Origin of the sequence: Desulfosarcina variabilis str. Montpellier (assembly GCF_048565275.1) — a bacterium.
Taxonomy (GTDB): Bacteria; Desulfobacterota; Desulfobacteria; order Desulfobacterales; family Desulfosarcinaceae; genus Desulfosarcina; species Desulfosarcina variabilis.
In genome coordinates this window covers 3,206,529-3,228,255 of the sequence record NZ_CP159846.1, presented here as the reverse complement: position 1 = coordinate 3,228,255, position 21,727 = coordinate 3,206,529, and the positions used below count along the sequence as shown (strand labels likewise).

Annotated in this window: 14 protein-coding genes; 12 read left to right on the top strand and 2 right to left on the bottom strand. The window is 48.7% G+C overall.

Translation table 11 applies throughout. The annotated features are described in order from the left end of the window. Positions 1–17: 17 nt before the first annotated feature. The 12 genes from Dvar_RS14300 (at position 18) to Dvar_RS14245 (ending at position 17,221) form a co-directional block, all read left to right on the top strand. Positions 18–1,229 carry a cation:proton antiporter gene (locus Dvar_RS14300; protein ID WP_419662376.1) on the top strand — a complete coding sequence of 404 codons (1,212 nt, stop codon included), beginning with the start codon at positions 18–20 and terminating at the stop codon, positions 1,227–1,229. 1,005 nt (positions 1,230–2,234) lie between these two features. Further along, positions 2,235–3,179 carry a hypothetical protein gene (locus Dvar_RS14295; RefSeq protein ID WP_419662375.1) on the top strand — a complete coding sequence of 315 codons (945 nt, stop codon included), beginning with the start codon at positions 2,235–2,237 and terminating at the stop codon, positions 3,177–3,179. A 25-nt stretch (positions 3,180–3,204) separates the two neighbouring features. Further along, positions 3,205–4,095 (top strand): hypothetical protein, encoded by an 891-nt coding sequence (locus tag Dvar_RS14290; protein ID WP_419662374.1) that lies wholly within the window; start codon positions 3,205–3,207, stop codon positions 4,093–4,095. 227 nt (positions 4,096–4,322) lie between these two features. Beyond that, entirely contained in the window at positions 4,323–5,474 is a 1,152-nt protein-coding gene (locus tag Dvar_RS14285; protein WP_419662373.1) for a hypothetical protein, read from the top strand. A gap of 48 nt (positions 5,475–5,522) precedes the next feature. Further along, entirely contained in the window at positions 5,523–6,362 is an 840-nt protein-coding gene (locus Dvar_RS14280) for a hypothetical protein (protein ID WP_419662372.1), read from the top strand. Between the two features lie 4 nt (positions 6,363–6,366). Continuing rightward, the gene (locus Dvar_RS14275) at positions 6,367–7,110 is read left to right on the top strand and encodes a hypothetical protein (RefSeq protein ID WP_419662371.1); all 744 of its coding nucleotides are present in this window, start codon (positions 6,367–6,369) and stop codon (positions 7,108–7,110) included. A 143-nt stretch (positions 7,111–7,253) separates the two neighbouring features. Beyond that, the gene (locus Dvar_RS14270) at positions 7,254–7,640 is read left to right on the top strand and encodes a hypothetical protein (RefSeq protein WP_419662370.1); all 387 of its coding nucleotides are present in this window, start codon (positions 7,254–7,256) and stop codon (positions 7,638–7,640) included. A gap of 438 nt (positions 7,641–8,078) precedes the next feature. Beyond that, a complete protein-coding gene (locus Dvar_RS14265; RefSeq protein ID WP_419662369.1) occupies positions 8,079–10,814 on the top strand; it encodes a S8 family serine peptidase in 2,736 nt (911 codons plus the stop codon). Between the two features lie 462 nt (positions 10,815–11,276). Then, positions 11,277–12,176 carry a hypothetical protein gene (locus Dvar_RS14260; protein ID WP_419662368.1) on the top strand — a complete coding sequence of 300 codons (900 nt, stop codon included), beginning with the start codon at positions 11,277–11,279 and terminating at the stop codon, positions 12,174–12,176. 103 nt (positions 12,177–12,279) lie between these two features. Beyond that, positions 12,280–13,242: a hypothetical protein gene (locus Dvar_RS14255; protein ID WP_419662367.1), complete on the top strand. Its 963-nt coding sequence runs from the start codon at positions 12,280–12,282 to the stop codon at positions 13,240–13,242. Continuing rightward, positions 13,239–15,119, top strand: coding sequence for a M48 family metalloprotease (locus tag Dvar_RS14250; protein WP_419662366.1), 1,881 nt, complete (start codon positions 13,239–13,241; stop codon positions 15,117–15,119). The genes Dvar_RS14255 and Dvar_RS14250 overlap by 4 nt, the downstream gene beginning before the upstream one ends. 56 nt (positions 15,120–15,175) lie before the next feature. After that, positions 15,176–17,221, top strand: a complete 2,046-nt coding sequence (locus Dvar_RS14245) for a caspase family protein (RefSeq protein ID WP_419662365.1) — start codon at positions 15,176–15,178, stop codon at positions 17,219–17,221. A gap of 27 nt (positions 17,222–17,248) precedes the next feature. On the opposite strand, the gene Dvar_RS14240 is transcribed toward Dvar_RS14245, so the two are convergent. Beyond that, a complete protein-coding gene (locus tag Dvar_RS14240) occupies positions 17,249–21,496 on the bottom strand; it encodes a DEAD/DEAH box helicase (RefSeq protein WP_419662364.1) in 4,248 nt (1,415 codons plus the stop codon). 68 nt (positions 21,497–21,564) lie between these two features. Next, on the bottom strand, positions 21,565–21,699 hold the full coding sequence (locus Dvar_RS14235; RefSeq protein ID WP_419662363.1) for a helix-turn-helix domain-containing protein: 135 nt from the start codon (positions 21,697–21,699) through the stop codon (positions 21,565–21,567). Positions 21,700–21,727: the final 28 nt, after the last annotated feature.

Sequence of the window (21,727 nt, the reverse complement as noted above, 5' to 3'; positions counted from 1 at the left end):
CAAGGGTAACGGGAAAAATGGTGATTCATTCCGCATGGGCCCTGGTATTGGTATCGCTGGGGGCTGCTTTCTTACCCAGCCTCAGCATACGGCTGCGGCTGCCGTCAGTGGTGCTTGAAATTCTTTTCGGTGTCCTGATCGGCAAAAGCCTCTTGAATCTTCAGTTTGGCGGACAGTGGCTTTCGTTTCTGGCCCATTTGGGCTTCTTGATCCTGATGTTTCATGCCGGCATGGAGATCAATTTCAAGATGCTCGGCGCCCAACCGGCCGGCATGTTTGCCATTCAGGTAGCGGTCTTTGGTCTCACCGTCCTGCTCTCCATGGTCGCCGCTTTCTTTCTGGGCCAGGGCTTTTATCTGGGGCTGGTGTTGTCGACAACCTCTCTGGGACTGGTGGTACCAACGCTCAAGGACACGGGTGCAATCCAATCCATGCTCGGTCAGAATGCCATGATTGCGGCAACCTTGGCGGATTTCTTGACTCTTTTCGCCATCACCTTCTTTCTGGTGTGGCATCAAAATGGGTTTGGTTGGGAATTCTTGCGGCCACTGCCCCTGTTTATTGGATTCGGCATCGTGCTGAAACTGGTCCGGTTTCTGGCCTGGTGGTATCCGGAAAAGGTAGGACGCCTGCTCTCGGATCGGGACACCCAGGAACTGGGGGTACGCTTTTCTCTGGCTTTGCTGTTTTTATTCGTGGCCCTGTCCGAGCTCGCCCATCTGGAACCGGTCCTGGGTGCCTTTCTGGGCGGCGCGTTGCTGTCCATTGTTTTCCTGGAAAAATCGCAATTGGAGCTGAAGCTATCCGGTTTCGGATATGGCTTTCTGGTACCGCTTTTTTTCATTCATGTGGGCATGCAGTTCGACGTTGCCAATGTTTTTTCCTTGGGGCAACTTGTTTTTACTTCCAAGCTTTTAATCCTCGCCATGGTAGTCAAAGTACTCCCCTGCCTGCTTTTTGTTGTTGCCGGCTTGTCCATGTCTAAATCAATAAATATCGGTCTGTTGATGACATCGCGGCTTAGTTTGATCATTGTCGCGGCCACGCTCGGCCTTCAGTTCGGATTTATCACCGAAGCGTTCAAGGATGCCATTATATTGCTGGCCGTCCTCACCTGCATCATCGGGCCATCGCTTTTCAAGGCCTTTTACCGCTCGGATGTAGAAACGCCCGACAGCGGCGGACAGATTGAGAAAAAAAAATTTGTGGCTGGGTGGATGCGTCAATAAAAAAGCCAAAAAATGGGATTTCTCACAATTTTTTATCATATTAATGTTGACCTGTCTGTAACGGAAGTGTAAAGGATAGGCTTGACTTCTACTAGGGCAAACGTCCGGCAGGCGATAATCCCGAATCCTCTTTTTTCTTATTCTCATTTGGCGGTTTTCGAATAGTGAATAGAGTCATGGGATTCTGCCCCATGACACAATCTTAGCCCGCTAATAAAACATACAATCAGACTGGCCTGACTTGAGAATCTTAGAGCCTGTTTTAGACATCTGGATCAGGTCCGATAACAAGGAGGAAAGTGGCTCGAAAGCGGAGCATATAGGTAATATGTGAGCATTTTTAGACACGTTCCAACGCCGTTAGCGGGCCTTAGACGGATTTATCAAACATGCGCTTAACAGATTAGTCAGCAATCTTTTCATCAAGGGAATTCGCTGTATGCATTCTGGCTGGATAGCTATGTTTATAGTTTCGTAAAATCTTTATCGAGAAAAGGATTATGGACACAACGCGCACAAGGACTTCTCTGGTTTGGCTGTTGTTGAGTTTGATTTGCATTCCACTAATTTTTTCAAGATGCCCCGACGGCATCCAAGGTATTCGATGCCGGATTTCATCCCCACCTTTTGTGGGCACTGCCCTGCGCCCGACAATATAAAAAACAGGAAAATTTTCGTTTTTTACTCGTTAAACTTTTAAGAGCGAGATAATTTAACCACGAAATGTGTCCTCATTGGATTTTCGGACTCGTGAAGTGGAGGCTCGTTTATGCATAATTAGATCTGATTTCTCATAACGGCCATTACCACTGTATTAAGGAAGAAAGCATGTTGAAAAAAATCTATCTGATCATCTTTATTTTCTGTAATCTTGCTTTTTTACCCGCTATCAGCCAAGCCGTTATCGTCCAGGGAACCGGAGTATCCCGTGCCAATGCGCTGACCAACGCATTTCGACAGGCTGTTGAGGAAGCGGCCGGTGTCTTTATCGAAACACGAACCGTGGTGGAATACGGTGAATTGATCAAGGATGAAATCGTTTCCCATGCCAGAGGTTATGTGAGTCATTATCATATATTAAATGAAAAAAATGAGTCAGACGGTACTTATTTCATCGAAATCGATGCGACCGTGGACAGCGGCCTTATCAATCAACATGTTGAAGACCTTGAAATTTTAATGTCAATGACCGGACATCCGAAGGTTGTCATTTTTGGAATCGATGACGACATGCAGTCCATATCCAGTATCATCGATGAATTCGCACCGCTGAAAAAAACCGTTGTCCATGTGTTTCATGAAAAATTCAGGTTCGATGTAATGGACTGGGACACCTTACGTGCCAAGCACCTGGATGTAAGCGGAAAATTGGACAAAAAAGCGGCTATTTTATTTGCCAAGCAAGTGGGAGCGGAATTGGCTGTCATGGTCAAGCTGAACGCAAAACCGAAAAAAGAGTGTATTGAAGGGGAGCTTATTCTCGAGGCGGTTCGACTATCCGATGCCTTTTTTCTCGGTAAGGAGAGTGCTGACTTTAAAACATCTCATTTGCCTAAAAAAGACAATGACAGGATTAAGCTAACCATTGATGCGGCAAAGGAAAACGTTTTTGGCGTATCTGTGTCGTTAGCGCGAAAAATGGTGGAGGGGCTGCAGCGTGAAGTCGAAGCACGAAAGGGGTTGAGATATTCCATCAGATTTATCGATTTTCCAAAAGGAAACGCTGAGCAATTTTTCAAGGAAAAAGTTATTTTATTAAGCGGTCACGTTCAGCATAAAGTGGAAAAAGATACCGATAATCAATTCATCGCTTCCTACTGGTCCCTTCTAACGAATGATGATCTCTTTAAACAAATCAAAAAAGCGCTGGATAAAGAAGATTGTAATTATAAGTCAAAGCTGGATGGCCGCAGCTTGAAATTCAAATGGGTGCATCCGTATTTTGAGTAGATCAACTTTTGAAAAGGAGAACGACATGAAAAAGCTTGGATGGGTTCTGTTTATGGTTTTGTTGGTGGGCTGTTTTTACAATCCGGTTTTGGCTGGAGACCTGCCGCGTCTGATGCTCATGGGAGAAGATGAAGATCAAGACACCGTTCCTCGTGGCACCCGTGTTCACAAACGCGTTATGAATGCGTTTGCAAACGCCCTCATCAACGAGGGTTTCGATGTCTATGAAGAACGGGTTCAACTGGAGGGTGTCGGTCGGCGGGGACGTCGCCCCCTGGAACATTTGGTCGATAATGCCAAGGATGCAGGCGCTGATGTCATTGTTTTATTTACCATTTATGGGAATGTTACCGACAAGGGATATACAAAGAAATACACCTGCAGGGTGGAAGGTCGAATGCTGGATGTTCAGGCCGGTAAGCGTCTGGGCAATTTTGATGTTCAAGCGCCCAGACAGGGAAGACTTCCAGCAGATTGCAACCGGGAATGCTTTTTAGAAAAAGTGGGAGAAATGGCAGCCACGCTTGCCAGTGATGTGGGACAGGCTTTGAAAGACAACCTGGCCTACCGCGTGGACGGCGCCGACGGTACCGGAGCGCAGGGTGGAATGGCCTATGAATACAAACTGATTTTTGATCAATTTTCCAAGAACGATATGATGAATATGGAAGAATACCTGGAAATGTTTTCCGGTTATATATCATATCGACCGGACCCTGCCGGGATGAACACGGCAACACATCATGAATTTATCTACAACTCCAGGATTTCCGCTGCAAAACTGAATCGAAACCTTCATAAGGCGTTGGCTAAATTAAATATGAAGGGACAAGTGACCATTGACGGAAGAACCTATAACGTCAAGAAAGTGGCGATGCCCAAGGACCGTTCCCAAAAAGCCGATGAGGAGTGGTAGATTCTATGCGTGGCAGTCACTATATAAAAACGATCTTTGCGGTTCTGGTTTCCGTAATAATGCTTTTTTTCTGTGTTCTGGCCCCGCCTGTACCTCCTGCACTTTCTCAAAATAAAGACTTGCGAGAAACTTTTTACGTGGGTTCATTTTTTGATTTGCCAGGCGGAACGGATAATCAACTGGTAAAATATTTAGTCAAACCGGTTTGCAAGGCGAATTCAGATTTAATGGGAGACGAGCTTTCAGGCTATGTGAACAGCCTGCTCCAAAAAGAGACATCGTTTCTGGATCTCATCCATTTGGATCTCTACCCCCAAAAGCCGGAAGATGAGAATTGGGGAAAAAAAGGAAACGCGGTAGCATTTTATGTATCCAGGGCTCAGCACGAATCGATCAAATACAAGGCCCCTGGTGTTGGGGATGAATACCTCACCGTCGTGTCGATTGCACTGAGCATGGATATTTTTTCAGATCGTGCCGCAAAAAAAAGACAACTAAGACTTGAATCCATATTTTCAAAGCTTCTAGTAGGGGAACAACCAGTCGTAACCGATACCCCCCTATCAGAAAAGCGGTTGAAGTCAATCTATAGCGCACTGTTTGAGAAAACCCTGAAGAACCTGGTGCAGCAGGTGGAAGGTGAACTCCGGTGGAAGCGTGACCGGGCCAAGGCCGTGTTTCAATTCAATCAACTCGATATACCCAAAATGTCCCCAGAATTATCGCAACTGATCGAAAACACGCTCGCTTCTGATGGAAAGCAAAAAGCCGGGACGGTTGCGGATCTGGAAAAGGAACGATTAAAGCTGGAATTTTTACATACGCTGCACCAGTTCGTGTCAAAAGGGATGAGGGAAAAAGGCATTTCAGATATCGCCCTCATGTCTCCTCCAACGCCCTGGGCGCAGGGAAATGTGGGTGAAATTTTAAAAAACAGGCTGGTTGGGCGAAAACGAGCCAAGCAAACGACCATCAGGTTTTATGTGGATCCCACCATGGAGCAAGGTGGCACGTTCAGGTTCAAGGGCAAAACGGCTGTTTTCGGATACACGGTTCGAGCAGCCCTGCCGCGGGCGCATATTTCGAAAATAAAGAAAACGAAACTCACTACGCAGAAGCAGTTTACCACCCAGCTTGCTGCGCGAATCTACAGACCGGTTCCCGGTAATAAACCCAAATGGATGCCGGTAACCGTTGGAAAGGAAAAACGCACGGCAATCGCTTATGGCTGCAAGGTGTTCAAAAACATAAAAGGAATGGAACGTCCCACAACCCGTGAATTGGCGATGGATTCATTTCGTGAGGCTGCAAAAGACATTTCACCAAAACTGATCGCCTTGATGCAGGAGATTGCCAAGCATCGATTGAAAAACTCATAAAAACAAAAAATTACAAACAAATCAAAGGTATCAAACACAGAGATGATTATGCAAATTCATTTTTCGAAAATAAAACGAATGTGTTTTTGGGGGGGATTTTTTACGATTCTTGTCCTCTTTTCATTCGATCCGGTATTTGCATCAAAAACCGAAAGCTTTGAAATTGCTGCCGTTGGAAACAATGAAAAAGAGGCCATCGCCAATGGCGTTCTGGATATGCTCGAGGAGGCGCTGGAGGCTGTCGCTGGTGATGAAGTGGGCGATGATCTGGGGGATATGTTCTTCAATAAATATGGCCGTGATCCCGAAAAGCTGAAAAAACGATATTTCACATCGGATTTTGTTGTCGTGGAATGTGAGAAAACAGTTGGCGGCAAGCGGTGCCTGATCGAGGCTGAAATCAAGATGGCTAAAGTGGACAGGGATGTCAAAAAAATTCTCGAAAAAAAGAGCCAATCATCAAATAGAGATCTTACATTCGTTGCCCAAACCGGCATTCCAGTTACACCGCGAAACACAAAATTGCTCACCCAGATAAGAAAAGCATTCATAACTTATGGTCACAAGTTTGAATATGTGGATCAGTATAGTGATCTCAGCGGATTCGCTATGAATATTCAAAAAGTCGATTTTATCGGATTTACGTACAATAAATACACGAAGCGTCAGGAAGGAGGGCTCGATGTGACGTTTGAATTGCTACACATCGATCCTGAAAAAACTGGAGAAAAACTGATCGCTTCAGATTTGGTAACGGTATCCACATATGTACCGGGAACAAATCCTGCTATACTTGAAAGAGAGCTCGAGACCCTCCTTATAAAAGAGGCTGCCAATAGTTTTGTCAAACAAGTCAATTCAAATATCGTCAGTTTTTATGAGGAATAGCTAAATGAAGAGATCAGCATTTGCGAAATTCTGTATTGTTTTGATTGTAATGGTCTTCTTTTTGGCAGGATGTCAAAAAGCGGCATTAAAGGAATCATTATTATCAATAAAAGATACCACGAAGTCGGCAATTGAAATCATTATACCGAATAAACATAAATCTGGAAATTTTAAAGCCGATGCCAAAAGGTACACCAAATTTTTGGCGATGGGCACTTACAATTTGCTACAGGCACTGAGTAATATGCAGGAAGCTGTGGGAAACAAGGAACTTGCCGAACAGATCCAGCTTCAGGCAAATGATTTGAAAGCCAAATCAGATAAAGGTGAAGCCACTGATGAAGATTACAAGAAAGCTTATCAAACAATAGATGAATCCTCAGTCGACCGAGAACAGCTAAGCAATGTACCGAAAAATAAGGGCCGTATTTATCTAACTAAATCATTTATCAATGTGGGGCTGGGAACAGCTTCGGATAGCAAAGCGGTAGACCTTGGAATAAGCCTCATAAAAGATACCTCTTTAAAAGGGTTGTGGAAAAATGGCGACTTCTTAGTGGGGTGGGATCTTATGGAACTGTCTGCCAATACGCTTCCCAAGCATATTAAAAGAGCATCTTCGTGGAGTAGCCACTTGCATGAATACATGCAAGACAACGACATTCAAATACCAACCGAAGAGGAGCAAAGAATAGAAGCTGAGAAACAGGGCGCCGACCAGGAAGAGATCGATGATATCTTTGCGTAAAAGCTATCGCCGTCACAAAAACAGATAATATTCTTCATGAATATAGGCCAATAGACCGGATTATGTCTGCTCAACATCGCCAGCAATCAACCCGTCCCGGGCGGCAGCCCTGGACGGGCCATGATACTTTGAGGAATAGCTAAATGAAAAGATCAGTATTTGCAAAATCCTGTATTATTTTGATGACCATAGTTTTCTTTTTGGCAGGATGTACAAGTTGGCCGCCCTCCCCCCCCGAGGGGATGGTCTATGACTATAAGCTGATTTTCGATAAATTTTCCCAGGATGATATGATGGATATTGAAGAATGCCTGGAAATGTTTTCCGGTTATATATCCCACCGCCCGGACCCTGCCGGGATGAACACGGCAACGCACCATGAATATATCTACAAATCCAGGATTGGTGCTGCAAAACTAAACCGAGATATTCATAGTACGTTGAATAAATTGAATATAAATGGGCAGATGACCATATCCGGAAGAACATATACTGTAAAAAAGGTTGGCATGCCCAAGGACCGTTCCTAAAAATAGGATCTTCCCTCTTTTCTTTTTCTCGTAGCTTTCCGGAGGAAAGCCTTTTGGGCTTGGTTATAACTTTGCCCACTTCCCTCTCATTCCCACCCTCTGCGTGGGAATGAGAGGGAAACAATAAGCGTTTATAATCCTAAAAAGTGGGTTAAGACTATTTTTAAAAACTGTATCTTCTCAATTTTCTGAAGATATTGCCTCAACATAAAGCAAATCATTGAATGCTTCATTTCAAAGCAAATCACATTTTCTCATGTAATAACATATAATTGCCGCAGCGCTTTTTTTAATCTGCGCCATATTAAAGCAGATCAAGTATTCTCATAAAAATTCATATCTATCTGTAATTAAATTTCATTTATCATTTCCCACAGTGAAACAATTCAACGTTGGATATTTGTTTTACTTTGGCAACACCTGAAAGGATGTTTTAAAATGATTAACCCGTGGCCTTCATTGTTGAAATTGATTGTTGTGTTGTTTGCGTGTTCTCTGCTGTTTGGTTGCCCCTCCACAGACAATGATCCTCCTCCAGAAACAGCCTCGAGTATCATCATCACTGATGTGACGCCAAGTTCAGGCCTGGCCGATGACGAAATCACGGTAACTTGTCAGGCGGATAAAGCAATTACAGATGCAAGAATTTTTTTGTCCGGCGAAGCGGTTGAGGTGTCAGCTGCAGATGAAACCAAGCTTACCTTCGTCGTTCCTTCTGGATTCAAGGAAGGGACATCGTGCGATCTGTATGTGCAGCTGGATAATGCTCGAAGCAATTCCGTATCTTTTTCGATCTATCCCAGCATCAGAGAGCCTGAGGTTTTTGTCGATGATGATTTTGGGAACAAGGTTGCCGTGGATTATGTTCTGGTCTCCCTTGTCTCTGATTATTCAAATCGTGAAGGTGCCGATGAGATTGCTGCACGCATCGGCGCCCAGGTTACAGGTGAGTTGCCACTGACCGAGCTTTGGCAGTTTAAAGTGGAGGTTGCGGATCTTGCCGCTCTGGAAAGTCTTAAAAATACGCTGGAAAGTTACGCTGAAGTCGATTTTGTCAGCATTTGTGCACAGCTGCCTGAAATGGAAGATGGGTGGTCTGATACCGACCCTGATATTGCCGGGCAACGGATTTCAAATGAAGTTTATGAAGGCGCGCAGGCCTATATCGAGGCGGTCGATCCGGAAGACCCGGAAAAACTGAAACCCATTTTTACCGTTGTGGGTGCCGTTGAAAAGGGAGTTGATTATAATCTTGAGGACTTCAACGGATATGGAGAAAAAGGACGGAATCCTTCCAATGGCATTGCTATTTATGCCAATGATGTTGGCAGCAGCAGCACGACCGATCGACACGGGTCGTGGGTGACTGGACTGATCGCGGCTGAAATTGGCGAAGGGGATATGGATACGGGTCGAATGGCCGGATTATTGGCCGGTCTGGAAGGGTCCCATGGAGGGTTCAACATCATTGTTGACACGGGTGTTGAACTTTCCGAAATGTCCAGTGTCCTGAACGCAACGGAAAGAATGTTAAAGGCCGGCGCAAGCGTGATCAACTGGAGCTTCGGTCTCAACAAAGCGGGAACCCAAAACAGCGAGGGGATTGAAATTGCCTACAAATGTTACGATGAGTGGATTTTTAATGCTTTTAAGAAAACGTTTACCAAATTTATCCGGAAGGTTGAGGAAAACTACGCCAATGCCGTGATTGTGTGCGCGGCCGGAAATGATTCGGTGTTGGTGTCTGAAGATTCTGTTTTACCGGCTGGAATTCAAAGTCCGAATATGCTTGTGGTCGGCGGTCACTGGCCCTATGACGGCGTGTCACCGGAATCCAAACACACCGATTCAAACTATGGCGACAGAGTAGATATTTCCGCCAGCATGATCATTCAGGGATCATCCGATTCAGATGGTTCTGTGTCTGGAACATCGTTTGGCGCGCCATTGACGGTGGCGACCATTGCTGCAATGCAGTCCATCAATCCCTATTTGAGCGCTGATGACATTCGAACGGTGTTGCGTTCGAATGCCTTGCCGGTGGGCAATCAGGTTGAACAGGCCGGTCTTGGCGATGACGTTTTTACAGCACCGCTGTCTGCGGATGAAGTCGGAGAAGGAAGCGAGTTAACTGGTCAGGGTGCCAGGCTGAGTGTTCTCGGAGCAATTAACGGTGCAATTGACCACCTGCACGGACGAAATGTGACTGTCACCGACCCGGTTGAAGTGGATTTGAGCCCCGGCGAAACGGAAACCATTACGGTCAGGGTCACGGTTCCCGAGGATAAAATTTTCAATACCGTGGATATCATGTTCGCAGTCGACCTTTCTTCCAGTTACAATGATGACTTAAGCCAATTCAAAAGTCAGGCAATCGAGCTGATCGAAGCGTTTTCTTCTGCTGGCAAGGATGTTCGCATCGGGCTGGCGTCCTTTGTTGATTTCCCCATTTATCCATATGGTAACTACGGTGACTATGCTTACCGGCTTGAGGCGCCACTGACGGATGACTATGCGGGGGTCATCGACGCGATCCAAAATTTAAGTATTTATGGTGGGAGGGATGTTCCAGAGAGCCAGATGGAGGCCCTTTATCAGCTTGCAACCGGGGCGGGCAGAAGTATTGACGAGTATCCGGAGCTTGGTTTTGACCCAATGCCGGCTGGCTGGAGAACCGGGGCGCTGCCCATCGTCTTTTTGGCAACCGATGCTGAATTTCACGATAAAGACGAAGAGGATGACTATTTCGGTGCTGGCTGGACCGACACCCTGACTGCGCTCAAAAGCAGAGGTATAAAAGTCTTTGGTCTTCAATCGGGCGATAGCGTTGAGGATGTCCAGGCGGTTGCCGCTGAAACCGATGGAGAAGCGTTTCTGCTCTCTTCCGACAGTGCTGAAATCATTGAGACGGTCTTGGAGGCGATCGGCTCCGCCACAGAAAAGGCGGATGTGAAGCTTGTTCCTGTTGGTGACTATTTTGAACTGATTCAGAGCATTTCGCCGGAAGACGGCTATACGGACGTGGTTTGCGGAGAAGTTGTCGATTTTCAGGTTGCTTTGAAACGCGGGCTTTTGGAACCTGATGCGGACTTGACCATTGCCTTCCGACTGGAAGCGGTGGCTGAAGATGTTGCGATTATCACCTCTGTACCGGTCAGTGTGAACCTGAATTAGTGCCCATCCATAAATGGCCGAATTCTCTAAGAGCCTGTTTGGTAAATCCGTCTAAGGCCCGCTAAAGGCGTTGGAAAGTGTCTCAAAATGCTCACATATTCCATATATGCTCCGCTTTTGAGCCACTTTCCGCCTTGTTATCGGGCCTGATCCAGACTTCCAAAACAGGCTCTAAGGACACGAACCGGAATTGAAACGCCCACCTTTTCAGGCGACCGTCAATCTTTGCGGTCGCCTGAAAAGTGATGGGCTCGTCATGTCGGGCTTGATCCGGCATCCAGAACAAATTGGTAAATCAATCGATTTCTTGACATCACAAGCAAAATATGTCTACGAGTTCACTTTCCGGTGAAACCCACCATTCCCCTTTGATTCATTGCTGTTCAAATTCAACCATGCGTATGCGATAAGCGTAGCATGAATGGTGAACGTCTGATCAGATGACGCCCAAGGACCTTAGTTATGTCGGATACCGCTTTCCAACAACGATCATCGATCGATGACATCGCGTACTGGCAACAACAATTATATAATCATAACGACTATATAGAATCACTTTCCAGAAAACGTTTTCATTATCTGGTCACAGCCGAGGAAGCGTATGCGTATGTGATGGAGAAATTGGAAGCCGACGATTATCGTCGTATCCGGACGTTTAGCGGCCGGCGGGCGCGTTTCCGCACCTTTCTTACCATTGTGGTCAATCGATTGCTCATCGATTTTCGTAAAAAAAAGTACGGCGATACCGCCAAACCGCCCAAATGGATCGCTGCCTGCGGCGGCCTGTACATTCAAATCTTTGAAATGGTATGCAAAGAAAAGTGCTCTGTTTCGCAAGCCGTGGATACGATCTGTGATGAATATCAATATTCACGATATCTGGATAAGATCCGCAAACGGACCTGTGTGCTGGAAGTTGAACGTATCGCCACGGAAATCATTACCAGAATACGAAGTTGTCGAGATGTTGCTTCTGAGTCAGACCTGCCCATTGATTCGGTTCCGGAATCACAATTACCCCAAAAGACCGAAGACGAGCTGATTCTTACGGAAAAAGAGGCAATCATAAAAGCGATCGTTGATATCGTATTGAATCCGCATGCCTGCCAGACCGCCTCCCCCATTGCCCTTGCGCTTGAACAATTTCGTAACACCCTTGATTTATCGTCTGAGGATCGAATGTTATTAAAAACAGTCTATCTCAACGGGTACAGCGTAAGCAAAGCGGCACGGGCACTGGGGTTGGAGAATAAAAAACCCCACAAAAAGCACAACACCCTGCTGGCCAAAGTCCGCGGCGCGTTCAAAGCGACTGGAATCGACAGCATGATCCGGTCTTTATTGGAAGACGATGAAGATTGATTTTCTATTTTTTTCATCAACGAGGATGATTCTTGCTTTTTTTCTCGTCATACAAGAAAGAGCCTGTCGATTTTTCAAAGCATAAAAGGATAATGGGTTAGATATGGCAAAGCATCATAAGAACGGCCCCACCAACAGATCAATGGACGATGAGTTTCAGGTCCGGACGGCGTTGGCGCTGACTGACGCCAAACCGTCATCTGCGTGCCCTTCTGATGAGGATCTGGCCGCACTGGTGGACAATCGTCTGGACGCCCGCAGGCGCGACGCCATGATCGAGCATATCAGTTGCTGTGAGGATTGCTACGAGGTCTGGATCGGTGCATCCATGCAACTGCAAGCAGATGAGATGGCCGAAGAAAAGCCAAAACCATTTTTTTCAGGGCATCGCTTGAAGGCTGCCCTATCGATCCTGGCCGCGGCCTGTCTGGTCATCTTTGTTACCCGCTTCATGCTTGTCGACCGGTCCCCAATCGATATTTCAATGGTCAAGGCGTTCGATACCTATCTGCGCTCTCAGCCGCCGATTCCCAACGCCCAATTGGATCAGGTGCTCCAGTTGCCCTGGACAATCGACCAGGGCACCTATGGCTTCGCAGACACCGCAAGCGTCCAGCCGCAGCGCCTAGCTTTTGGCGCGGGGTTATGGGTCGGGCGGCAGTTGCTGGCGTCTGAACCCGATTCTGAAAAAATGCCCGCTTTTTTATCATCCGCCACCTATGCCGGCGGTGCCGATGATGCCTGGCCCCAGACTCAGTATGCGCCTTACTATTATCTCGGGCAATGGTGTGTTCTGGTGAAAAGCATTTGCGCCGGGACCACAACGGATATGCCCGGCGCCCTTTTTCAAGCCTTGGGTGAACGCACGGCCAAGTTAAAGGCGCGTTTTGAGGCCGACCGATCAAACGATGAAAAAGCCATCTGGGCCATCGACAGTTTAGATGGCGTGCTGCGACTGTTGGGGGAAAGCAATATGCCCTCGCCTTCCAAACGGGATTGCCGGAAGGCGGCTGACGATATGGATTTGCTCATCGCCCGCATCGGCCCCACGGTGCCGTCAAAATGAATATGGGCAATAGAATCAATCCGATCCCGCACCTTGAACGCCGTGGTATGGGTCTGCTGGTGCTGACCCTATACACCGGCTGCCTGATTCTTGTGGGGGCAGCGTATGCAGCCGGCCCTGCCCCACAGCCAAAAGGGTCAACCAAAGAACAGATCAGCTATTATCTGGCGGCCTACGAGACCGCGGATCCCCAAGACCCGCTGGTCATGCGCACCCACGGTATTTTCAAGCGTGTTCTTGGCGCAGCGGATAAGCGCGCGGCCCTGTATCCTCATCTTCGCATTTTCAAAAGCAGCGGTCCCACGATGGCCATGGCCTTGCCCGATGGTTTTATCGTCCTGACCACAAAGGCCATGAACGTGTGTTTTAACGGCGTTGATCGGGAAAAAGGAGATGCGCGCATGGCCTTTGTTCTGGGACATGAACTTGGCCATATGGCCGATGGAGACTTCTGGCACCTGAAAACCGCCATGTCCCTGGCAGGGGAACCGGGCCTTGAGGAAATAAGACAACTCATCACCGATAGTTCCGATATTTCCAAAGCCGACAAAAAGAACTGGGCCATCCACAGGCAAGCCAAAGAAGTCAGAGCCGATGATTGCGGGTTTATGTATGCAGGCATTTCAGGCTTTCGCGTGGACACCCTCATCCATGGAGACGATGATGCAACGGATTTTTTCACCCATTGGACCCGTCAGGCCCCCCATCAATTGGTGGATCTGAGTCATCCTTCGCCTGAAAACCGGACCCGGTTCCTAAAAAACCGGCTGAAAAAATTGTCTGATGGAATCGATTTCTACAAATACGGTGTGCGCCTGGCCCATTTTGGCCACTACGAGGATGCGCTCTACTTTTTTCGAGAGTTTCAAAATATCTTCCCTTCCCGTGAGGTATTCAACAACCTTGGCTATTGCCGGCTGCAACAGGCAATCGAGCAAATGCCCCCGTCTGTTGCCTATCATTATTGGCTGCCGTCCGCTCTTGACCTGGCCACCAGGGCCGATAAAATCCGATTGAAAGGCGTTCGAGGCAACGAAGAACCACTTTCCCCTGAAGCGCGAGCGTTGATAGAAGATGCCATGCGATATTTTAAAATCGCCACCGAGAAAGATCAAACCCACTGGTCCGCCTTTCTCAATCTGGCCGTTACCCATTTTTACCTGAAAAATTTTTTTGATTCGCGGGCCGCCATTGAAAAAGCGCATGCCCTGGCTCCCAAAAATCCGCTCATCGCGACAACCCGCGCACTGATTTTAAATCTTCAGGACCCCATGGTCGACATGTGGCAGGAAGCGACCCATCAATTGGAGATCATCGTTAATCAAACGCCGACGGATTTATGCGCGCTATACAATCTGGCGGTATTGCACGAAGACCGGGGTCGCGATGGCAAAGCCGCTCAACTGTGGGAAGCATTGACTTCTCATTTGAGCCAGCTGCCTGCGCCGATCCAGACAGCGGTGGCCCTGAAAGCCGGTATTTCTCAGAAAGGCCTGGCCCCGCCAAGCCAGCCGGCGGCAATACCATGGCAGCTGCCGCTTGCGTTGGGCACCGACCTGCTTGAAGATGCAACCGCCAAAAAAAAACTCGCATCGTGGACGCATCTTGATTTTAATTGGGGAAAGGGAAATTTGCAGGGACGAATCTGGACCGGTCCCGACGGCACCCAAATACTCGAGAAGGATGAATTCGTTGACATGGTGGTCCTCACCTGTGACAATGGCAAAGCGCTTGCCGAGCTTGATCGCCACTTCGGTCCACCCCGGTCATCGCGCCACGGCACGGGTGGCCTTTTACTCGACTATGCGAGCGGCATCACCGCTCTTGTCACCAATGGGAAACCAACCGAAATCTGGCTTGAGCAAACGCGCGACTGAACGCATGAGCATGTAACATCCATTTTAGGTTGGTTGATCTGGCGCTGGAGATTGAAATGGTAAAAATGCCTTTGCCGATGGGCATCACGCTGACGGTTGTGCTGATTGCGATCGGCCTGTCCCCCCATGCCGATGCCGGCAACCACGCACTATTGATCGGCATTTCAGACTACAGTGAGACGGCGTTCAACTCACTGGGCGGCCCCTTGAACGATCTGACCCTGTTGAAAACAGTTCTGACCCGGCGGTTTAATATTCCAACCGATCAAATTCGCATATTGACCAATGCCCAGGCGACGCACACATCCATCAAGGCCGCCTTTTCTCAATTGGCGGATCGAATTCGTCCTGGCGACTGCGTCTATATCCATTATTCCGGCCATGGCTCTGAGACAAAAGACCTGAACCACGATGAACCCGGCGGCATGGACCAGACCTGGGTATCCTACGGCGCCAGGTCAACAGCAAAGCGCCACGAGGGTCTCAACGATTTCGACATTATCGATGATGAACTTTGTCAGTGGCTGATTCCCATTGCCCACAAGTCAGCCTATGTGGTTTTCGTCTCCGACTCCTGCCATTCAGCCACGGTCACCCGGGGCCCTGCCATTCAGGGACGCGCCCTGCCGGCGGACCCCCGCCACCATCCCCAGGGCAGACAAAAAAGCGTTGCACTGCCATCCAATGTACTGCGTATCGGTGCGGCAATGGACGATCAAACCGCCAGTGAGTTCATGAACGATGAGGGCGGCGTCTACGGCCTGTTTACCTGGAATTGGTGTCAGGCGCTCAGCGATGCCAGACCCCATGAGACGTGGGATGACGTATTTCAACGCGCCTGCCTGTGCCTGGCCGATACGGTGGGATGGCGCCAACATCCCCAACGCACCGGCGCAGCCAACCGCAGTATCTTTAACGGCGCCTTTAAACCGCCGTCAAAAGTCATTCGCGTTACCGGCTTTGACAACAACGGACAGACCGTCAAACTCAATGCTGGCATGCTCAGCGGTGTCACCCGCGGTTCCATTTATCAGGCCGAAAGCGGAAGCACCCCACCGGTTGAGCTGAAAATAACACGGGTCTATGACACTTCGAGTAAAGGACGCCTGCTCCATGGCAGCGCCCGGGTCGGCGACGGTTTTGTCGAACGCATGCACATCTATCCGTTTAAGCCCGTTCGGATCTTTGTCAACGGCGACTATGCGCAGTCCTTGGACAAGGGGCTGATCCAGCGTCTTTGCGGACACATCGCCAACCTGCCCGAATTCGAAATCGCTGCCGATCAGGCCCGGTGTGACCTCGTTCTTTATATTCTGCGGCCCCCAACTGGTAGTGGACAGTCGGCAAGCGGATCACTCGGGCAACCCCTGCCGCAGTCCATCCCCCAGGCAGATCCCCAAGTGTGGTTTCTATCACCAGACGAAAGGCTGCTGGCAGACGCCCTTCGGATCGGGATGACCGATATCACCAAAGGCATAGGGCTTGTGGAGCAAAACCTGCGCAAACTGCTGCGTCTCAAGGAGATGGAGAACTTGCCCAAAACACCGGCCGAGAAATTTGCCATAAGCCTACAGACAACCCTTTACCGACTGGATTCGACCTGCCAAGCAAATGAGACAGGCTGTATCACCCTTGATCCCCAGTTGGGCATGCACCGCAAAAAGCCCCCCACCCCCCCTTGGCAGATAGATCGTCTGCGCCCGTCCAAGAATGATGTATTGGGCGTCACCCTGACCAACCGGACCCGGCAAACATGGTTCACCTATTTGGTTGAAATCCAGCCTGTCGGCCGGATCATTGCCATCTTCCCGGCCTACCAGGACATGGCCTCCATGGCACGCCTTTCTCCCGGCCAAAGCATAGATCTTTTATACGATGCCGGTGTGGGCATCATTCTCGATCACACCGGCCGGGATAAACTGCGCTTTATCGCCACGCGCGCGCCCATCAACATTCGCCTTTTGGAGCAGCAGGCGTTTAAGACCCGATCACTCAATCCAATCGAGCAACTGCTTACCAACGCGGCCCACGGCACCCGCGGTGAAGCGCCGGTGGCGGTGGCCGACTGGCAGAGTGTGCAAATTGAATTTCAGGTGCATTGAGGTGAATGTGATGTGTTGAGCACGCCTTTACCTTTGGATTAAAGCCAGAAGTTCTTCGGCAGACATTTTCCCACTTAAATCGCTCCCCGTGAGTAGACTATCCGCAAGTTTTCGTTTCCGGCGATGCATCTGTACAATTTTCTCTTCCACCGTTCCCTTGGTAATCAGGCGATAAATGGTCACCGGCCGTTGCTGACCAATCCGATGGGCACGATCCGATGCCTGATCCTCCACCGCCGGGTTCCACCAGGGGTCCATGTGAATCACATAATCCGCTGCGGTCAGGTTCAACCCCACCCCCCCGGCTTTAAGACTGATTAGAAACACATCCCCCTTTCCGGATTGAAAGCCGTGGATCGCCTTTTGTCGCTGGGCAGCCGGCGTACTGCCGTCCAGGTACTGGTATTTGATGTTAGATTCATCCAGATAGTTACGAACAATAAAGAGATATCCCACAAACTGGCTGAAGACAAGCGCTTTGTGTCCATTGGTGATCAGTTCCCCCAATATTTCAGAAAAGACCGCTAGTTTACTGCTGGCAATGGAGATCTCTTTGTTGACGAGTTCACTGTGACAACACGCCTGGCGCAATTTTGTGATCTCGGCCAGTATTTTGATATGCCTTTGGCCGCCATGGCTCTCATCATCATTGGAGAGGCGCTCCAACGCTTGTTGACGCAAGGCCTCGTAAAACGCCATCTCCTCTTTGCTTAAATCGATATCCAGCAAAATCTCCGTGCGGGAGGGCAGCTCTTCCAAGACCTGGGCTTTGGTGCGGCGTAGGATAAACGGCTGGATCAGCCGCTTGAGATCCTTTTTTGCTAGGGCATCCCCCTCTTTTTCAATGGGGACGGTAAAGGTCTCGTAGAACTGCTCCAGGGATCCGAGAAGTCCGGGATTGATAAACTGAAAAAGATTCCACAGCTCACCCAAGTGATTTTCAATGGGTGTTCCGGTTAGAACCACCTTGAATGCAGCCGTCAGCTTCATGACGGATCGGGATCTCTGGGTGGCGAAATTTTTTATTGCCTGGGCTTCATCCAACACCACCATCTGCCAGGAGATCGCCGACAACATGGCAGCCACCTTTTTTTGCTGCATCAGACCGTAACTGCAGATCAGCACATCAAAATTTCCGGCATCTTCCAGAATTTTTTTCCGTTTGCTTCCGCCAAATAAAATAAGGTTCAGACTCGGGGCAAAGCGATTGGCTTCGGCAATCCAGTTTGCACAAACCGAAGTGGGGGCAATCACCAGTGACGGGCCTTTCGGGGCATACTTGATGAGCATGGCCAGAGTCTGCATAGTTTTACCAATTCCCATGTCATCGGCCAGGCAAGCCCCCACGCCCCAGTCCGACAGACAGTTCATCCAATTGATCCCCTCCAGCTGGTAATCGCGCAGCTCGGCATTAAGGGTGGATGGGGCCGCCAGCAGTGGATCGGTCTGCGTTTGAAGCTTGGCAATGTGGGCTTTCCATTCATTGTTGGAACGTACTGAGCCGACTTCCTGGAAAAATCCCTCCAGGGCCAAAGCAGCCAAGGGGTGAAACTTTACCCCATTCCCATCTCTAACGGAGTATCTGTCAAGGGCCTGAAGTCTCTTCCGAAAGGCTTCGGTTAATTCGACGAATTGACCCGGCTTGATCTCCAAGAATCGAGTGCTGCTTTTTTGAAGATATCCCAAAAGCATCCCCATCTCCAAGGTGAGACGATCATCCACCACCACCTGTCCGGTCATGGCAAACCAATCTTCTCCGCCGTTGATGTTGAGTCGGCAGTTGTCAAAGGAGATGTTTCCAACCAACTCAAAGGGTTTGCCCTCGGGCCACTCAAGCACAACCCCTTCTTTTTCTACTTGAACCCCCAATTCCTGGATCAACTCCAGGGATTCCGCCACATCTGGAAAATGCCATTCTCCCTGATTCTCTTCGGCAGCGGCGAGGGTTGGACAGCCGCTCATCAACCGGGCCGCCAACACGTTTTCGGCTTCAAGATCTCTTGTGGTTTTCATCTGGACGCCATTCACCCTGGCGAGGACATTTTCCCCTTTGCCGCCGGGGGGATAAGCGGGCCCCGCTTCACCCAGAGGACGCGTAACCATGGAGAGTTTCAGCCCATCTCCCAGGGGAGAGAGCTGAATATGGAGGGTTGAATCGGCTTCCACCTCTGAAACACGTTCACCCCCACTTCCCCCTTCGATATCCGAATGAATGGTGATGTCCCCTGCCAGCGCATCCATCACCTGTACAATTTTATCCTTCGCAGATGCCGGAAATGTGGCCTCTTTTCCCAAAATATCAGCAATAGCCTGATATTTTGCGTCCAGCTGCACCAACTTGATACGCGTTGAAGTATCCTGTACCACCACATGGTCCGCCTTGAAATGACGCCGGGGCCTGGGAGACAAAACAAGGGTAAACTGCGCTTTGCCCTTTGTTGAAATCCTAAGTTCAGGCTTGCCATGCACCAACTCCATACGGGTGGTTCCATCACTTGAAAACAGTAAGGGATGGCCAACGAGGTCGGGCATATAGGCGTCATCGAAAATATATTCCACCTTGGTGTACCACCCATCTTTGTAGCTATTGGCATAGATATGCCCACAAATTTTTCTATCCTGCTCCGTCAGGTAGGGAAATTTTCTTCTCTCATCGCATAACCGTTTCAAGGCAATCGGACGCCCTTTTGTCCAAACGCCTTTGGCATTTCGCTTTTGCTCCCTGGGGCTGATGTTGCACTTTCCGTTATCCACGTAATCAAGGAACCAGACCAGGCGTTGATCGTAATCTTTTCCCTGCTCTTTCGCACGTTGCTTTCCAGGGGATGTTTTTTTGTTCAAGGCGAGCAGCGCATTCAGTGTGTGCTCCCAGACATTACTCTCACGGGTAAGTCCGACCAGACAAGACGGGTGCTTGTTTTTTCCGGTTTTAGATCCGGTTTTGGCCCTGGACGTTGACAAACGTTGGATCAGGCCCTCAAGTTCTTTGGCAAACCAGACGTATTGATTATCTGCTGCAAGTTTATGAAGTTGTTTTATATGTTCAAGATTTCTTTTTGCTTCTTCCCTGTCCACCCAGTAGTAAGCAAACAAGGTGAAAAAATTGGGGGTCAGATCTGAGGAATGATGCCATGCGCTAATCCAAACGTAGTGACCAAGAATACGATCCGCCCCCCTGGAGTTACCTTGCAAATAATCCATTAGCCCCTCCAATAAATCACATATTTTTGCAAAGCCGTATTCTCGATTCATTCCCATTGCCAGACACGCTCTTGCTCGGGAAAAGGTCTCATCACTGCCCTCTTTAATCAGGGCCAGGATATAAAAAAAACCCATGAACCGGCTGAGAAAGACGTTCTTTTTTCTTTTTGTTCTTTTGTTCAGAAGATCCAGTGCTTTTTCATACAATGCGATGGATTTTGCAGTCACCCCATTACAAAATGCCATCCATCCCTGTAGACACAGACTGTTCTCAAGGTGCTCGCTTTTCTTTCCATATTTTTTAAGCCAGGTATCCAGACGCTTTTGTTGACCGGTGAGCATCCATTTTTCCAATACCGCTGCCTCAAGGTCTGATTCACATTTTTCACCCCCCTCCATGACAAGGGATTCCAGGTAATCGGCATGGGAATCGTCCTGCTGCCAACGTGCTATTTTATTAAGATAAGGCTCTTCCAGAAGGCTTGTATGGATATCCTTCGGCAACAATCGAAACCAGTCCGGATCAAAGGGGCGACAGCAGATTTCTTCCCACACGATGGGAAGCGGCTCTTTGTCTTTAACAACACGGTTTTTGAATTTTCGGTAAAGCGCAGTGGCTTGGTCCACCTTTTCCTGATAAAAAAGAATCCGCATTCCAGCCACCACTTGAACCATGGACAGCGACTGTACCTGTGCCAATCCCTCTTCAGTCAAATTCAGTGTGTGCTGAAGGGTCTCGGCCAGGGGGGTGAATGTCTTTTCTGCAACGAGGTGCCTTGTCAAGATTTCAATGTAATCTCGGTTGAGTACAAGGACACTGCGGCTTTTTCCATGTAATATATCCGTTCCCAGAAGAACATCCAGCGTACTGCGAAGCAGCTTTGACATGGCGTTTCTTGTTCCGGAATCAAAGCGTTGACCGTCTTCGGTCTTGATGTCTAAGGCGACAAGACAGGCGCGTAACTGGGTCTGATTCAATTTGTCATAGGCGATGCAAAGAATCTGTAGAATCTTTTTTTCAAGAAAAGGCAAGGCATGATATGTTTCCATAAAAACATGATTTTCTGTCGACATGGGCGCTTTTTCCCTTCTGCTATTTTCCATGATCACAAAATTCACTAAAAATCACAACCAACAGACTGTCACCGAAGACCAAGCTTTTTCATGCGGCTGTAAAGGCTGGTACGCTGCATACCGAGTATTTCCGCCGCCCCTCCAGGCCCGCTGATCTTGCCGCCGGATTTTTCAATGATATGCCGAATGTAACGACGTTGCAACTCATAAAGGGTGGGCGTGTCTGCCGTA